The organism is Leucobacter sp. PH1c (genome assembly GCF_000633415.1).
Taxonomy (GTDB): domain Bacteria; phylum Actinomycetota; class Actinomycetes; order Actinomycetales; family Microbacteriaceae; genus Leucobacter.
Genome location: NZ_AYMV01000067.1, coordinates 1 through 624 on the forward strand (window position 1 = coordinate 1; position 624 = coordinate 624).

Annotated in this window: 1 protein-coding gene; it reads left to right on the forward strand. The window is 74.4% G+C overall.

The genetic code is table 11. The features are described 5' to 3' along the window. A partial coding sequence (locus tag U874_RS0113925) for a DUF4190 domain-containing protein (RefSeq protein ID WP_025135145.1) occupies positions 1 to 624 on the forward strand: 624 nt, incomplete at both ends.

The window sequence follows — 624 nt, forward strand, 5'->3', positions numbered from 1 at the left end:
TCCCGGCGGCCCCCGCCGCTCCGGCAGCCCCCGCCGAGCCCGTCGCTCCAGCAGCCGCCCCCGCTCCGGCAGCGGCCCCCGTCGCTGAGCCCGCGATCGCGCCGCCCGCCTACACGCAGCCGCCCGCCTACGCCGCGGCTCCCCCGGCTCCGCCCGCGCCCGGCGCCCCCGTCGCCGGCGCCCCCTACCCGGGCCAGCCGCAGCAGCAGCCCCCGATGAACGCGCTCGCGATCGTCGCCCTCATCGGCGGCATCCTCATGAACGTGGTCGGCATCATCTGCGGTCACATCGCCCTCGCGCAGATCAAGCGCACGGGCGAGCGCGGCCGCGGCATGGCGCTCGCCGGCACGATCATCGGCTACGTGAGCCTCGCGGCGTCGATCATCGGCATCATCTTCTTCTTCGTCTTCGCGGGCCTCGCCGTCCAGGCCGCGAGCTCGTCGGCCAGCAGCTCGCTCAGCCAGCTCGAGGACGCGACCACCGAGCTTGAGGAGTCGCTCAGCGATCAGGGCATCGACGCGGACACCACGGGCGATCGCTCGCCCGAGTTCTGCGCAGCGCTCGACGCCGCCTACACGATCACCGATCCCGACACCGCCGAGTTCTCCCCCGAGGAGGTCGCTG